The sequence below is a fragment of the Vibrio sp. 05-20-BW147 genome, assembly GCF_013369385.1.
In the GTDB taxonomy this organism is placed as follows: Bacteria; Pseudomonadota; Gammaproteobacteria; order Enterobacterales; family Vibrionaceae; genus Vibrio; species Vibrio floridensis.
Genome location: NZ_SZTO01000018.1, coordinates 138,034 through 149,614, shown reverse-complemented (window position 1 = coordinate 149,614; position 11,581 = coordinate 138,034). Strand labels below are relative to the sequence as shown.

The 11,581-nt window shown below is 45.1% G+C and carries 11 protein-coding genes, 1 tRNA gene and 2 rRNA genes; 12 read left to right on the top strand and 2 right to left on the bottom strand.

The window, feature by feature from the left end; genetic code table 11:
- From FC652_RS16335 to FC652_RS16320, 4 genes are all read left to right on the top strand, one after another.
- Positions 1-139 (top strand): 23S ribosomal RNA (locus tag FC652_RS16335); the annotation flags it as partial.
- An 89-nt stretch (positions 140-228) separates the two neighbouring features.
- A 5S ribosomal RNA gene (rrf, locus tag FC652_RS16330) occupies positions 229-344 on the top strand.
- Between the two features lie 32 nt (positions 345-376).
- A tRNA-Asp gene (locus FC652_RS16325) sits at positions 377-453 on the top strand.
- Positions 454-789: 336 nt separating this feature from the next.
- The gene (locus FC652_RS16320; protein ID WP_176299428.1) at positions 790-1,617 is read left to right on the top strand and encodes an HDOD domain-containing protein; all 828 of its coding nucleotides are present in this window, start codon (positions 790-792) and stop codon (positions 1,615-1,617) included.
- A gap of 16 nt (positions 1,618-1,633) precedes the next feature.
- Here FC652_RS16320 and FC652_RS16315 read toward each other — a convergent pair whose 3' ends face one another.
- Positions 1,634-2,542, bottom strand: coding sequence for a DMT family transporter (locus FC652_RS16315; protein ID WP_176299427.1), 909 nt, complete (start codon positions 2,540-2,542; stop codon positions 1,634-1,636).
- 130 nt (positions 2,543-2,672) lie between these two features.
- Between FC652_RS16315 and rmuC the strand changes: the two genes are divergently transcribed.
- From rmuC to tatC, 7 genes are all read left to right on the top strand, one after another.
- Positions 2,673-4,187 (top strand): DNA recombination protein RmuC, encoded by a 1,515-nt coding sequence (gene rmuC / locus FC652_RS16310; protein ID WP_176299426.1) that lies wholly within the window; start codon positions 2,673-2,675, stop codon positions 4,185-4,187.
- Positions 4,188-4,257: 70 nt separating this feature from the next.
- Complete coding sequence (ubiE, locus tag FC652_RS16305) at positions 4,258-5,040, top strand: bifunctional demethylmenaquinone methyltransferase/2-methoxy-6-polyprenyl-1,4-benzoquinol methylase UbiE (protein ID WP_176299425.1); 783 nt, start codon at positions 4,258-4,260, stop codon at positions 5,038-5,040.
- Positions 5,041-5,048: 8 nt separating this feature from the next.
- On the top strand, positions 5,049-5,654 hold the full coding sequence (locus FC652_RS16300) for an SCP2 domain-containing protein (protein WP_176299424.1): 606 nt from the start codon (positions 5,049-5,051) through the stop codon (positions 5,652-5,654).
- On the top strand, positions 5,651-7,285 hold the full coding sequence (ubiB, locus tag FC652_RS16295; protein ID WP_176299423.1) for a ubiquinone biosynthesis regulatory protein kinase UbiB: 1,635 nt from the start codon (positions 5,651-5,653) through the stop codon (positions 7,283-7,285). The genes FC652_RS16300 and ubiB overlap by 4 nt, the downstream gene beginning before the upstream one ends.
- Positions 7,286-7,336: 51 nt before the next feature.
- Positions 7,337-7,573 carry a Sec-independent protein translocase subunit TatA gene (gene tatA / locus FC652_RS16290; protein WP_176299422.1) on the top strand — a complete coding sequence of 79 codons (237 nt, stop codon included), beginning with the start codon at positions 7,337-7,339 and terminating at the stop codon, positions 7,571-7,573.
- A 3-nt stretch (positions 7,574-7,576) separates the two neighbouring features.
- Positions 7,577-7,972 carry a Sec-independent protein translocase protein TatB gene (gene tatB, locus FC652_RS16285; RefSeq protein ID WP_176299421.1) on the top strand — a complete coding sequence of 132 codons (396 nt, stop codon included), beginning with the start codon at positions 7,577-7,579 and terminating at the stop codon, positions 7,970-7,972.
- 67 nt (positions 7,973-8,039) lie between these two features.
- Positions 8,040-8,792: a twin-arginine translocase subunit TatC gene (gene tatC, locus FC652_RS16280; protein WP_176299420.1), complete on the top strand. Its 753-nt coding sequence runs from the start codon at positions 8,040-8,042 to the stop codon at positions 8,790-8,792.
- 332 nt (positions 8,793-9,124) lie between these two features.
- Here the strand turns inward: tatC and FC652_RS16275 are convergent, their stop codons facing one another.
- The gene (locus tag FC652_RS16275; protein ID WP_176299419.1) at positions 9,125-9,892 is read right to left on the bottom strand and encodes a TatD family hydrolase; all 768 of its coding nucleotides are present in this window, start codon (positions 9,890-9,892) and stop codon (positions 9,125-9,127) included.
- Between the two features lie 148 nt (positions 9,893-10,040).
- Between FC652_RS16275 and hemB the strand changes: the two genes are divergently transcribed.
- The gene (hemB, locus tag FC652_RS16270; RefSeq protein WP_176299418.1) at positions 10,041-11,087 is read left to right on the top strand and encodes a porphobilinogen synthase; all 1,047 of its coding nucleotides are present in this window, start codon (positions 10,041-10,043) and stop codon (positions 11,085-11,087) included.
- Positions 11,088-11,581 lie beyond the last annotated feature (494 nt).

Here is an 11,581-nt window from a genome sequence, read left to right as displayed (position 1 = left end):
GCGAGCCCTGAGATGAGTCTTCCCTGATACTTTAAGTATCCTAAAGGGTTGTTCGAGACTAGAACGTTGATAGGCAGGGTGTGTAAGCGCTGTGAGGCGTTGAGCTAACCTGTACTAATTGCCCGTGAGGCTTAACCATACAACACCCAAAGGGTTTTGATGGACTCAAAGCAAGAACGAATTGAATGTGTAGAGAACGAAAACAGCTTTCCGAATTTTAAGAATTTGCTTGGCGACCATAGCGTTTTGGACCCACCTGAATCCATTCCGAACTCAGAAGTGAAACGAAATAGCGTCGATGGTAGTGTGGGGTTTCCCCATGTGAGAGTAGAACATCGCCAGGCTTTTAATTTAGACTTAAATGTCTAACCAGTGCGGAGCGGTAGTTCAGTTGGTTAGAATACCGGCCTGTCACGCCGGGGGTCGCGGGTTCGAGTCCCGTCCGCTCCGCCACTTATTCCAGACCTCAGCAGAAATGCTGAGGTTTTTTTGTATCGGTTGTATTATTTTGGTCTGCGACCAACGAGTCTCGCAAAAGGTTTGCCCGTTGACTGCAGCCCCAGCCGTCAGCAACACATTTAGAAACCCAGTCTTCGGATTGGGTTTTGTCATTTTTGATAATAAGACATTTTCGAACAGGGAACACTTCTGTTTTAACGTCATTGCAAATATCCTACTCACCCCCCGCTTCTCACATTTATCATCGTAATAAAATCAGTTTGTCATAAGTCTACCCTGATTAATGTGTCCTATATTAATTAGGTATGGTTTGGGTTTAAGGAGATAGACATGTCCCAAGAAGCTCTGATTTCGCGTCTCAACGAATTACCTCGGATTGAGAGTGTGCTGCAAGAATTACTCGAGATGGTCAATCGAGATAATTTTGATTTTTCTGAGCTATCAAAAAAATTGGCGATGGATCAGGTGCTCAGTGCCCGATTACTCAGAATGGCTAACTCGGCACATTTTGCCGGTAACAAACCTCTTTCCAACCTCAATGAAGCGGTTATTCGTGTTGGGAGTGGGGCTGTTCGTACCCTTGTATCTTCTTCTATTCTCTATAGTGCATTTCCAAAAATCGAAACGATGAACATTAAGGACTACTGGGCAAACACATTTGAAGTTGCGATGATTGCCAGTAAGTTAGCTGATCAGGCAAAGCTCGATGCCAATGAAGTTTTCACGACAGGTGTTCTGCATAACATTGGTGAGTTGATGATCCACTCATTAGTTCCAGAGCAAGCGATAGAGATAAATAGCAAAATTGCTCAAGGACAGTCATCTCTGAGCGCGCAACGCGAGGTACTGGGTACCGATGCGACTGAGTTAGGAGCAAAGTTAGCGGAAGCGTGGAAGTTTCCCCCTGAAATGAAAGATGCCATTGAAAATATAAATCATCCAGGTAAGGCTAAATTGGCCAAACGACTTGCGTGCCTGCTCTATCTCGCTCGAGATATCAATAAACGTTGGGACTCGATGTTGGAAGAGGAAGAAAAGCAGCACTATTTGGCACAGCATCCCGCTGCAAGCGCATTGGGTATTTCGCCTGGGCGTGCGTTTGTTATCGATCAAATTCGTGGGCAGGGAAGTGAAATGGCTTACAACATGTTCAGTTAGTAAGCCATAACCGCGTTCAAGATGAGCGTGTTGAGGTAAGCTTGGGTTTGTCCCATTTTAGTTGCTGAATCACTAGACCAGCGATAATCAGAATGAGACCGAATAGTGTCGTTGGATGAATTTCTTCACCAATGATTGTTGAAAGAAGCATCAGTGAAATAAAAGGTGATGCAAAGATTAGGTTACTGATACGAGCGGTGTTATTGGTTTGTTTTAGCGCAGAAAGCCAAAGAACAAATGTAATGCCCATTTCAAAGAGTCCGACATAGGTCACTGCCAGCCAACCTTGTCGAGATATTCGCGCCCAACTTTCACCTTCGTAGACAGTGAGAGCAATAGCAAAAGGAATGGCGACTATAAATCCAAGCAGCACCCCGACAATAGGATCCGCTTTGTTTTTGGTATTGAGTATCCAATATCCAGCCCAAAGTAAAGTCGAAATTAACGCCAGCGCCACACCCATTGGGCTGTCGAAGGAAAGTCCGAGAACATCTCCTTTTGTTGCAATCACAACAACGCCTAAATAGCTGAATACACAGGCAGCCCAATCTTGTGTTCGAATTTTTTGTCCAAGAAAAAGTGCAGCCATCAGGGTGAGTGTGATTGCCCAACTGTAGTTGATCGCTTGAGCCTGTGAGGCGGGTAGTAGATCGTAGGCTTTAAACAAAATCAGATAGTAGGCGAGTGGGTTTATGAGCCCAAGTAACAAGTAATACCAAGGATTAGAGAAAAAAGTGCTACTTATCTGTGAGAGTTTGCCTTGCGCAGCGCAGATCGCCATCAGCGCAACAGCTGAGACAATACTGGCCACCGTAAGCATTTGTATTGGTGTAAACTCGGCGAGAGTGAGTTTAAATGCCGTAGCAACGGTTGACCAAAGCAAAACAGCAGAAAGCCCAAATCCCAGGGCGCGACGCTCGTTCATAAGTCCTCAAAAGGTTGTCAGCAAAGCAAAGTCCTAGTGTAAGCGAGGATTTTCTGTGCAACAAACTGGACATTTATCCAGTATCAAAATACCATTAAAACACGCTTGTCATCTTCTAGAACTCCTTACTATGCAATGGATTATCGATAATCAGACTCTCATTTTGACTGCAACCGGCACCGCTTTTGTCGCGGCGTGTATTGCCAGTTGGTGGCAGAGACAGAAACTGCTTGTAAAAGCCCAGTTATTGCAGCAACAGATTGAGACTGAACGTCAGTTAGCACAAAACAAAATTGAACAATTGCAACAGGGATTGCAACAACTGCAAGGTGAGCTGGATGACTACGATCTCGAACGCGACCAAGCCGCTTATGAGGTGAAGCAAACGCACGGAAAACTGATGGCAGCGATTGAAAAACTGCGCTACTTCGATGCCGTAAAGCAAGAGCGGCAGCTGTACTTTGACGAGCTAGCACTCCAAAGAGAGCAAAATGCACGACTGGAAACACAGTTGCGTGAACAGCAGGCGCGCCATGAACAGCTTAATGTTGCTAATCAGGAAAAACTTCAGATTCTGGAACAGGCAGAGCAGAGGCTAAAGCAACAATTCGAACATCTTGCTAATCAGTTGTTCGAAGAAAAAACCGCCAAGGTCGATCAGCAAAATCGCCTGAGCCTAGAAGGCTTGTTACTGCCGCTGAAAGAGCAGTTGGAAGGGTTCAAAAAGCAGGTCAACGACAGCTTTAGCCAAGAGGCTAAAGAACGTCACACTCTAGTGCACGAACTGAAAAACTTGCAACGTTTGAATGAGCAGATGGCTCGTGAAGCGATCAACTTAACCCAAGCTCTCAAAGGAGACAACAAGCAACAAGGAAACTGGGGGGAAGTGGTGCTGGCGAGGGTGCTAGCGGAGTCCGGATTGCGTGAAGGGCATGAATATCAAACGCAGGTGAGTTTGCAAAATGAAGCAGGCAAGCGTTATCAGCCAGATGTCATTGTTTACTTGCCTCACGATAAGCAGGTGGTGATCGATGCAAAAATGGCGTTGATTGCCTATGAGCGCTATTTCCATGCAGAATCAGACCAAGAGCGAGAATCGGCATTGACTAGCCATCTCACTGCGATTAGAGCTCATATTAAAGGGTTAAGTCTGAAGGACTACCACCAACTCAAAGGTATTCAAAGTTTAGACTATGTACTGATGTTTATCCCTGTAGAGCCTGCATTTCAAATCGCGATACAAGCTGATCCAAGCTTGGTCAAAGATGCCCTTGAACAGAACATTATTTTGGTGAGTCCAACAACTCTGTTGGTTGCTTTACGCACCATCGATAACCTATGGCGCAATGAGAGGCAAAGTCAAAATGCCAAAATTATCGCTGAACGCGCAAGCAAGCTTTACGACAAGCTGCGTTTGTTTGTCGATGACATGCAAGGTCTCGGAGGTGCACTTGATAAAGCCAACCAAAGTTATCAAGGGGCGATGAATAAGCTGGTGACAGGACGAGGCAATGTGATCCGTCAGGCAGAGAGCTTCAAAGAGCTTGGTGTGGAAGTGAAGCGTCCTATCTCCGCCGATTTGACCCAATTAGCACAAAATGACTCTTTAGTAGAAAGACATCCCGTTGAGGATAAAGTAAACTAATCGCCCGCAGTCGTGGCCTGTCACATATGAATTGGCCCAAGTCGAACAGCACTGCCCAAGAGGAAAAACAATGACGGATATCAGCGTGCAATCGAATACAGCTTTAGAAACACAAGAAACCACCCATTTTGGTTTCACTACCGTGGCGAAAGAAGAAAAAGTCGCTAAAGTTGCCCAAGTCTTTCACTCTGTGGCCGCCAAATACGACATCATGAATGACTTAATGTCTGGTGGTATCCATCGCCTATGGAAGCGCTTTACTATTGATTGCAGCGGAGCACGTCCTGGTCAGAGAGTATTAGATTTAGGTGGTGGCACAGGCGATTTGACTGCCAAGTTTTCCCGTATCGTGGGTGAAAAGGGCCATGTCATTCTTGCCGACATCAATAATTCTATGCTCAACGTCGGTCGTGACAAGCTACGAGACAGCGGCATTGTCGGTAACGTTCATTACGTCCAAGCGAATGCCGAGGAATTGCCATTTCCGGATGATTACTTTGACATCATTACCATCAGTTTCTGTCTACGTAACGTGACTGACAAAGATAAAGCGCTTCGCTCGATGTTCCGAGTGCTCAAGCCGGGTGGTCGTTTGTTGGTATTGGAATTCTCCAAGCCTGTCTTTGACCCGTTATCCAAGGTGTATGATGCGTACTCTTTCCATCTATTACCGAAAATGGGTGAATTAGTCGCCAACGATGCCGATAGTTATCGTTATCTGGCTGAGTCTATTCGCATGCATCCAGATCAAGAGACTTTAAAAAGCATGATGGAAGAAGCTGGTTTCGAGAGCGCGTCTTACTACAATTTGACGGGTGGCATTGTTGCCCTGCATCGTGGCTACAAATTTTAGGAGCCTCCATGCCATTTGAACCACTCATTACCGCAGTGATTGAAACTAGCCTCAATGTGCTGGTGAAAGACAATCCGGATCTCGAAAAACGTTTATTACGTTTAAAGGGGCAAGTGATCCAAGTTCATCTCCAGGAGCTGAACAAAACGTTGACGTTTATTTTTAGCCAACAGATCGATGTATTAGCCAATTATGAAGGCCAACCGGATTGTTATTTGTCGCTTAAATTGGCGGTGTTGCCTGAGCTGAGAGAGCAAGCCAATATCACGAAGCTGATTAAGCAAGACAAGCTGATCCTTGAAGGGGACATTCAATTAGCGCAGAAGTTTGCTCAGCTCATCACGGATGCAAAACCGGATGTGGAGGAATGGGTATCGCGTGTCACTGGGGATGTGGTCGCTCACTCTTTGGCTCAGGGGGTAAAGAATGTCGGTGGCTTCGTCGGGCGTCAAGCGAAAAAGCAGCAGTATCATCTTGCTCAGGTGATTACCGAAGAATGGCGTCTGGCACCTGTACCATTGGAAGTGGCTTACTTCTGTGACCAAGTAGACGAGGTCAAAAGTGAACTCGCCAGACTAGAAGCTCGTCTGCAAAAACTGTTGGAGAAAGCATGACCCCGACAGAGCTAAAGCGCCTTTATCGCATCATTAAAGTTCAGCTTGAATATGGTTTGGATGACCTACTGCCAGACCATCAACTTGCCAAAGCACCACGTTGGATGCGCAAAAGCTTGTTTTGGCTTAAAAATCAGCATCCAGAAAAACCGTTAGGGGATCGTCTGCGTCTTGCACTGCAAGAGTTAGGGCCTGTTTGGATTAAATTTGGCCAGATGTTGTCTACTCGTCGCGATCTGTTTCCTCCTCACATTGCAGACCCGCTTGCACTGCTGCAAGATCAAGTCTCGCCATTTGATGGAGCATTGGCTAAGCAGCAAATGGAGCAAGCGTTGGGTCGGCCTCTAGAAACTTGGTTTAGTGATTTTGACCTAGTTCCTTTAGCGTCGGCCTCCATTGCGCAGGTGCATACCGCCAAGTTGAAAACGACTAACCAAGAAGTGGTATTAAAGGTCATTCGCCCAGATATTCGTCCCATCATTGATGCAGATCTAAAACTGATGCGACGTATGGCGCGTATAGTCGCCAAAGCAATGCCTGAAGCACGTCGTCTTAAACCGATCGAAGTGGTTCGAGAGTATGAGAAAACCTTACTGGACGAGCTTGATTTGCGTCGCGAAGCGGCCAATGCGATACAGCTAAGACGTAATTTTACCGACAGTGAAGAGTTATATGTTCCTGAAGTTTATCCGGACTTTAGTAATGAAACTGTCATGGTTTCTGAGCGAATATATGGTATCCAAGTCTCGGATATTGCAGGCTTGAAAGCGAATGGCACCAACATGAAGTTGTTGGCAGAAAGAGGGGTGAGTGTATTCTTTACCCAGGTTTTTCGCGACAGCTTCTTCCATGCAGACATGCATCCAGGGAACGTGTTTGTTAACCCTGAACATCCCGAGAACCCACAATGGATTGGTTTGGATTGTGGCATTGTTGGCACATTAAATAGCGAAGATAAACGCTATTTAGCGGAAAACTTTTTGGCGTTTTTTAATCGTGATTATCGACGTGTGGCTGAGCTGCATGTGGACTCTGGCTGGGTACCGGCAGACACCAATATTGATGAATTTGAATTTGCGATTCGTATTGTCTGTGAGCCGATTTTTGCCAAACCGTTGTGTGAAATCTCCTTTGGTCATGTGCTATTGAACCTATTCAATACCGCAAGGCGATTCAATATGGAAGTTCAGCCACAACTGGTGTTATTGCAAAAAACCTTGCTGTATGTGGAAGGGTTAGGGCGTCAGCTATATCCACAACTTGATCTCTGGGAAACGGCAAAGCCCTTCCTTGAAGAGTGGATGATGAACCAAGTTGGGCCCAAAGCACTGTTCAATGCGGTAAAAGATCGTGCACCCTATTGGGCAGAAAAATTACCTGAACTGCCTGAGCTTCTTTATGACAGTCTCAAACAGGGCAAAGCGATGAACCAGAGAATGGATCAGCTTTACCAAGGTTATCGTGATAGCAAGCGTCAGCAGGCAACAGGAAAGTTTTTATTTGGCGTTGGGGCCACATTAGTCGTATGCTCGGCAATATTGGTGGACAACGCCTATGAGCAGCTTTCGTTGGCAACTGCTATTGCAGGTGTCACATTTTGGCTGTTCAGTTGGCGAGCTTATCGTCGTTAGACGTTAAACTCTTGATCTAATTTTTGTTACAAAAGACCCGAGGTAAAAAGAATGGGTGGTATCAGTATCTGGCAACTGTTGATTATTGCTGTCATTGTTGTATTGCTATTCGGAACTAAAAAACTGCGTGGTATTGGTAGTGATTTAGGCGGTGCAATTAAAGGCTTTAAGAAGGCAATGAATGAAGAAGAGTCTGAGAAGAAAGACGCAGACTTTGAGCCAAAAAGCCTAGAGCAGCAGAGTAAGCAAGCTGCAACCGAAACTAAAAAAGACAAAGAGCAGGCGTAATAAGTGTTTGATATCGGTTTTTGGGAACTGGTATTGATATTTGTCGTGGGTCTGGTTGTTTTAGGACCAGAACGTTTGCCGCATGCGATTCGTAGTGTGGCGCGGTTTGTTGGTGCAGCGAAAAATATGGCCAACAGCGTCAAAGATGAGTTAGCTCATGAACTCAAAGTTCAAGAGCTACAGGAAAACTTGCGTAAAGCTGAGCAAATGGGGATGGAAGAGCTGTCTCCTGAGCTAAAAGCCTCCGTCGAGCAACTGAAACAAGCTGCTCAATCCGTTAATCGGCCTTATGCAGATAATTCCGCAAAACCACAAAACGTTGTTGAAACTGATGTTCCAGTGAATAAAGACGTTCCTGAGGTGGCAAAAGCATCCGCGGCAAATACCAAGACCGAATAGTCTCTCATAGGGGAGCTGCTCATTGGGTAGCTCTTTTTTTGATCCGTTTTGATACTTGAGGTTTGATATGTCTACCGTTGAGCAGACTCAACCTTTGATCAGCCATTTGTTAGAGCTACGTAATCGCTTATTGAAAGCGATACTGGCGGTGCTGATCGTCTTTGTTGGCCTAATTTATTTCTCTGGTGAGATTTACGAATTTATTTCCGCACCATTGGTAGAGCGATTGCCAGAAGGGGCGACAATGATTGCAACGGATGTTGCGTCTCCCTTCTTTACACCATTGAAGCTGACACTCATTGTCGCAGTGTTTTTGGCCGTTCCGTTTATTCTCTACCAAGTTTGGGCGTTTGTGGCGCCGGGGTTGTATAAGCACGAACGTCGCTTAATCATGCCACTCCTCGTTTCGAGCTCATTGCTTTTTTATTGTGGTGTGGCATTTGCGTACTACGTTGTCTTTCCTCTGGTGTTTGGCTTTTTCACCGCCATCTCTTTAGGAGGCGTGGAGTTTGCCACCGACATCGCCAGTTATTTGGATTTTGTTTTAGCGCTGTTTTTGGCGTTTGGTATTGCTTTTGAGGTACCAGTTGCCATCATTTTGTTATGTTGGACAGGGGCAACGGATCCAAAGAGTTTAAGCGAAAAACGTCCCTATATTATTGTCGGTGCGTTTATTGTAGGGATGCTATTGACCCCACCAGACATGATTTCTCAAACATTATTGGCTATTCCAATGTGTTTGTTGTTTGAAGTCGGTCTGTTCTTTGCGCGTTTTTACACACGTAAAGAGCGAGATGAATCAGAGCATGAGCAAGAATAGCAGAAACAAAAAAGCGGCCTAATTAAGCCGCTTTTTTTATCTCACTTTGATCGTATGACCACAATTTTGACACACATAGATCTCTTTGATACCGATGATCTTGTGCCAGAACGAGCGATGATGACGTTGTAAGTGAATACTGTGATTACACATGTAACTTCTCACTTTTCTTGTAATATTTGCGGCACAGATCATATATGGAAATCGTGAACGATGCCATTTTTTGATGTGATAAGTGTCGCATAATTGAGCGTTAGGAGTTACATTTCTATTTATAATTTACATATTAAAAACAAGGTTTTACACATATTAAACGACTGTGTTTGTGTTATTTATGGTGCCAATTTAAACAGTTGTTTTGCATTTTGGGTTGTAATGGATGCGATTTCTGCGGCGCTGCAGTTTCTTAGTTCCGCTACTCGATTGGCGACGAGTTGAGTGTATGAAGGTTCGTTTCTTTTGCCGCGATGAGGCACTGGTGCTAGGTAGGGACAATCTGTTTCCAAAATCACATAGTCAAGATTTAAGCTAGGTATCACGAGATCCATACCGCCATTTTTAAATGTTGTTACCCCACCCAGCCCTAGGTGAAAACCTAAATCGTTGATCGCTTTTGCGTCTTCAATTGAACCACCAAAACAATGAAAGACACCAGACAGCGAACCATCTTGTTCTTTGGCGAGCAGTGCCAGTGTCTCTTTAATCGAATCACGAGTATGGATTACCACTGGAAGGTCGAGTTCTTTTGCCCAATTAAGCTGAGTGACAAAGGCCCATTCTTGCTCCTTTTGATACGTTTTATCCCAATACAAGTCGATACCAATCTCACCGACAGCAATGAACGAATGTTTTGCAAACCAAGCATGAACCGTTTCGAGCGTCTGCTTCACATTATTGTCCACATAACATGGATGCAGACCCATCATTGAATGGCATATGTCTGGGTAAGTGGCTTCGGTGTGTAGCATCGGCTCGATGGAATCGAGGTCGATATTTGGTAGCAAGATTTTTTCAATGCCCTGCTCAAGCGCGCGTTGCACAACCTGGTCGCGGTCTTGGTCAAATTCTTTGGCGTAAATATGGGCATGAGTGTCAATCATTAGGTTATCTCAGCGTTCAAAAGGTGTGCAGAGTATACGCCAGTGTGAGCATTTGGTCATTTTTGCGATTTTTCTTTATTGTTGCTGGCGCGCAGCCTTCGTAGTGATATGATTTTGCCAATTCTGTACACCAGACAAGGAGACGAGAGTGTCTGTATCTATTCAAGGCCCATTCCCAGCGCGCCGTATGCGCCGTATGCGCAAGCATGAGTTCAGTCGTCGTTTGATGGCGGAGAATCAGCTATCGGTTAGCGACTTGATCTACCCGATGTTTATCTTAATGGGTAAAGATCGCCGTGAAAGTGTGGAGTCTATGCCTGGCGTAGAGCGCCTTTCCATTGACTTGATGCTTGAAGAAGCACAGTACCTTGCTCAGCTTGGTGTGCCAGCGATTGCTCTTTTCCCTGTGGTGAATCAAGACGCGAAAAGCCTTTGTGCCGCGGAAGCTTATAACCCTGAAGGCTTGGTTCAGAGAGCAGTACGTGCATTAAAAGAGCACGTGCCAGCAATGGGCGTCATTACAGACGTCGCACTTGATCCTTTTACCACCCATGGTCAAGACGGCATCATTGATGAAGAAGGCTATGTGATGAATGATGAGACAACGGAAGTTCTGATCAAACAAGCGTTGTCGCATGCGGAAGCGGGTGCGGATGTGGTGGCTCCCTCAGATATGATGGATGGTCGAATTGGCCGTATCCGTGACGCTCTAGAGGAAGCGGGTTACATTCATACTCAAATCATGGCTTACTCCGCCAAATACGCTTCCAACTACTACGGGCCATTCCGTGATGCGGTGGGCTCTGCATCCAACCTAAAAGGTGGAAACAAAAAGAATTACCAAATGGATCCGGCAAATAGTGACGAAGCTTTGCATGAAGTTGCGTTGGATATCAATGAAGGTGCCGATATGGTGATGGTGAAGCCGGGCATGCCATATCTTGATGTTGTGCGCCGAGTGAAAACAGAGCTTCAAGTACCCACGTTCGCTTACCAAGTTTCTGGTGAGTACGCGATGCACAAAGCGGCAATCCAGAATGGTTGGTTGAAAGAGCGTGAGACTGTTTTGGAATCCTTGCTTTGTTTTAAGCGTGCGGGTGCTGATGGCATTTTGACTTACTTTGCCAAAGACGTTGCGCAATGGCTAGCTGAGGAAAATGCCCAAGTAGCGCAGTATCTAAAGCGTAAAGACTAAGCGCATTATTATAACAGAGGCCAGCAAAGCTGGTCTTTTTTATGATGGATAGAATGCTCCAATGTCTGGTAATGACCAAAGCCACTATGGAATAGGCAGTGTAGTGTTCGGCAGATTGACGCCCCAAAATAATTAAATGAGATTTTTTCTCATTTAGCGTTGACATATAAATGAGAATCATTATTATTAAAGGCGTCTAAGGGAATGAGGAAAAGTTCACAAGGATGTTGATTTACCCAATACACAGTGTTGAGAAGGTGATGAAACAGATGACTAAGAACTTGCACGAATTCTTTTTGACACGACATTGCTCACATTGCTTCCAGTGTAATTTATAGCTTCTTGGTGGAGCGGCAGTTTTCTACGAAATCGTTTCACCTCAATTTTGCTAGGCGACATCGAAAGATGTCGCTTTTTTTATATCTCTTTATCTAGGTATTCGAACTTAATTTCTATCGGTGATTATCTTTGTCCACAATGCAGGATCAAAAATT

Coding starts and splice junctions, on each gene's coding strand:
- FC652_RS16320 (WP_176299428.1), top strand. CDS start 790: ATGTCCCAAGAAGCTCTGATTTCGCGTCTCAACGAATTACCTCGGATT.
- FC652_RS16315 (WP_176299427.1), bottom strand. CDS start 2,542: ATGAACGAGCGTCGCGCCCTGGGATTTGGGCTTTCTGCTGTTTTGCTT.
- rmuC (WP_176299426.1), top strand. CDS start 2,673: ATGCAATGGATTATCGATAATCAGACTCTCATTTTGACTGCAACCGGC.
- ubiE (WP_176299425.1), top strand. CDS start 4,258: ATGACGGATATCAGCGTGCAATCGAATACAGCTTTAGAAACACAAGAA.
- FC652_RS16300 (WP_176299424.1), top strand. CDS start 5,049: ATGCCATTTGAACCACTCATTACCGCAGTGATTGAAACTAGCCTCAAT.
- ubiB (WP_176299423.1), top strand. CDS start 5,651: ATGACCCCGACAGAGCTAAAGCGCCTTTATCGCATCATTAAAGTTCAG.
- tatA (WP_176299422.1), top strand. CDS start 7,337: ATGGGTGGTATCAGTATCTGGCAACTGTTGATTATTGCTGTCATTGTT.
- tatC (WP_176299420.1), top strand. CDS start 8,040: ATGTCTACCGTTGAGCAGACTCAACCTTTGATCAGCCATTTGTTAGAG.
- FC652_RS16275 (WP_176299419.1), bottom strand. CDS start 9,892: ATGATTGACACTCATGCCCATATTTACGCCAAAGAATTTGACCAAGAC.